The 292-nt window shown below is 61.0% G+C and carries 1 pseudogene; it reads right to left on the bottom strand.

Features of this window, described 5'->3' with window-relative positions:
* Positions 1 to 180, bottom strand: a pseudogene (locus KDM89_RS21725) (hypothetical protein); the annotation flags it as partial.
* Between the last annotated feature and the right edge of the window lie 112 nt (positions 181 to 292).

Consider the following 292-nt stretch of genomic DNA (forward strand, 5'->3'; position numbering starts at 1 on the left):
GCTGCGCGCCGCGGACTGGGCCAGACCTTCGTAAGTCGAATAAGCGAAGCCACCTGCGAGCAGCAATGCAGCCGACCCCAGTGCGGCGACACTGACGGTGACCAAAGAGCGGCGCCGGTTGCGCAAGGCATTGTGGAAGGCAAAGCGCAGCCAGGTGCTTTCTAACGCGAATCGTTTCATTGCAGTCTCCCATCCAGTAAATGCACAACACGGTCAGCACGGCGGGTTAAGCGCTCATCGTGACTGGCGATCACAAACGCCGCACCTTCGGCCTGGCCGCGTTCACGCATCA

It is taken from the genome of Cognatundibacterium luofuense, assembly GCF_018139685.1.
In the GTDB taxonomy this organism is placed as follows: Bacteria; Pseudomonadota; Gammaproteobacteria; order Burkholderiales; family Burkholderiaceae_D; genus Undibacterium; species Undibacterium luofuense.